At 37.1% G+C, this 2400-nt stretch carries 3 protein-coding genes and 1 pseudogene; all 4 read left to right on the top strand.

The window, feature by feature from the left end; translation table 11 throughout:
* A pseudogene (locus tag IQ259_RS26845) lies at positions 1-189 on the top strand (IS4 family transposase); the annotation flags it as partial.
* Between the two features lie 503 nt (positions 190-692).
* Positions 693-1304 (top strand): macro domain-containing protein, encoded by a 612-nt coding sequence (locus IQ259_RS27845; protein ID WP_370568084.1) that lies wholly within the window; start codon positions 693-695, stop codon positions 1302-1304.
* Positions 1305-1651: 347 nt separating this feature from the next.
* Entirely contained in the window at positions 1652-1930 is a 279-nt protein-coding gene (locus IQ259_RS26840) for a BrnT family toxin (protein ID WP_190708865.1), read from the top strand.
* Entirely contained in the window at positions 1911-2156 is a 246-nt protein-coding gene (locus IQ259_RS26835) for a hypothetical protein (protein WP_193889014.1), read from the top strand. The genes IQ259_RS26840 and IQ259_RS26835 overlap by 20 nt, the downstream gene beginning before the upstream one ends.
* The last annotated feature ends 244 nt before the right edge of the window (positions 2157-2400 follow it).

The following is a 2400-nucleotide window of genomic DNA, read 5'->3' as shown; positions in this document are numbered from 1 at the left end:
ATTACTAAGAACGTGAATGGCATCACCATACAAATTTTTGTTAGTTTAATCGCCTATCTAATTTTACAGTTATTATCTATTCCACAACAATGGGGACATACACTATTAGATAAATTCCGCTATTTACAATCTTGCATGTGTCAGAAAATCAGTTACGTTCATTGGTTTGAGGAGATGATGTCATGCTGACTATTTTAGGCTTAATAGAGTTAGTGTAACTATATATGTAAAGTTTTGTATCAGCATTCAATATTTCTGCTACCGATACTAAGGGACTCAATGAATAAAGTTCCAACTTTACATGTCCCGATGAATAAATATCTTATTACTGAGGCGCTGAAAAATAATGACTTCATGACAAACACGAAAACAACACCAGATGTGTATTTTTATCAATAACAATGTCTTAACCGTTGGTATGACAGCCTTTGGTAAAAAACAAGAAAATTGAAGTTTAGGAGGAGGCTTTGGTCAAAGTTAATTTGCTTGATAATAGAATTGTCAAACAATTCCTAGAATTTACATCATGGATAAGTGTAGGGCTTTCTCTTCTACTGATATTTTTTGAGATACCTAAAGAGGTAAAACTAACACTTGGCATCATTTTTGCAGCAATACTACTTGTTATATATGCCTTTCTGTAGCTTAAATCCAATTACTTAGAAGAAGTCAATCTAGATGTCGAGGGAAGCATTGTATCCGTAAAGAAAGGTAACATTTTTAAGCAGCCTGGATTCAAAATCATTGCATTTAATGAGTATTTTGATACTCAGGTCGATGACAAGATAATTTCTCAACAGTCGCTCAATGGAATTTTTATTGCCAAGCATCTTGACATTCCTGTACCCGAATTAGACAAATACATAGAGAACTATTCGTTCGATGATGATGAAACTTTAGATGAAAATACAGCTAGAAGATTTGGTAAGAAAAAACGATATAGTATTGGCACTGTCTGTGTTTACAACGAATATCTTTTGACTGCGTTCTCAAAGTTTGATGAGCAAAATAGAGCTTGGCTGACAATGCCAGATTATCTCGGTTTTTTAATTAGATTCTGGGATAAGGTTAATAGGGTGTACGCACAAAAGAGCGTCTCAGTTCCTATATTTGGTTCAGGAATAACACGCATCAAAGAACACAAAAACATCAGTGATGAAGAGTTGTTGAAGATAATGCTTTGGACGTTTAGAATTAGTGAGATGCGGTTTAAATATCCAGCAAAATTGCACATTATTATACATGCAAGCAAGATAGACAGAATTAACCTGTTGGATATTAGATCGGCTAAGAATGGTTTGTAAGTTGTAGCAAAGATTATGAAACACCAGCCTAACTTTTGTGAAGTCCCCTAATGGAATAGTGAATGTAATTAGAGGATTCATTGTTTTGTATGAATAAGTTGCAATTAAGTGCGAAGGAGTATTTTTAATGGAAATCGATCAATCTCAGAAGCATAGCAATAATGACTCAGGGTGGGCTAACAAAACAGTGGAGCGGACAGTATAGAGTCATCGTCTTCGTTTCGGTCACATCTACTGCCGCTCACTTTAGCCGTTAAACATCTTTGAGAAAAGCGATCGCTACCACCGGATACAACCTTGATAAATAAAAGTGTGTGTGATGAAAGGCGATCGCTTATGATTAGGACATGGAATTTGAGTGGGATGAGTCAAAAGCAGTTACTAACCTCAAGAAGCACAGTGTCAGCTTTGAAGAAGCCAAGACTGTCTTCGATAATGTGCTAGCAGTGATTTTTGATGATGAAGCTCACTCAGTGGGTGAGAAGCGAGAGATTATTATTGGGCATTCTCAAAACAATCGCTTGCTAATAATTTCTTTCACAGAACGCCCTAACGCCATTCGTATTATCAGTGCCCGTTTAGCCACTCGAAGAGAGCGTGAAGACTATGAGCAAAACGCCTTTTGAAGAGTCACAAAATGCAAATGATGAGCTTCTAGGTGAGTACCACTTTGATTATAAAAAGGCAAAGCCAAATCGTTTTGCAACTCGTGATGGAAAGCAACTATTAAAAGTTGTGGTTTTAGATGAAGATGTTGCTCAAGTTTTTACAACGCCAGAATCTGTTAATAAGGTACTCAGGGCATTAATTAAGTCGATGCCAAAATCTGCAAATGGTGACGACACTGCCTGAAGAACTATAACCTACATCCCCCTCCCCATCCAAATATCCCCATCTAACACTAAATCCGATCGCCTCCCTCAGTCGTCATATTATATAGACGGCTTTTTTACGCAAACATATCTCTATCCCTGTTGTGTCACTATCGCGGTAGTATAAGGATGTAAAAAGCCCAGAACGAAGACACAGAGCATGGTAGAGCCTCGTCCACCCAAACAAACCGTCAAATTTGTGGATGAATATTGTCTTTGGTATA

It is taken from the genome of Fortiea sp. LEGE XX443 (assembly GCF_015206815.1).
Taxonomy (GTDB): Bacteria; Cyanobacteriota; Cyanobacteriia; order Cyanobacteriales; family Nostocaceae; genus Nostoc_B.
The sequence above is the reverse complement of the archived record's forward strand: the minus strand, read 5'-3'. Positions and strand labels throughout refer to the sequence as shown.

Coding starts and splice junctions, on each gene's coding strand:
- IQ259_RS26840 (WP_190708865.1), top strand. CDS start 1,652: ATGGAATTTGAGTGGGATGAGTCAAAAGCAGTTACTAACCTCAAGAAG.
- IQ259_RS26835 (WP_193889014.1), top strand. CDS start 1,911: ATGAGCAAAACGCCTTTTGAAGAGTCACAAAATGCAAATGATGAGCTT.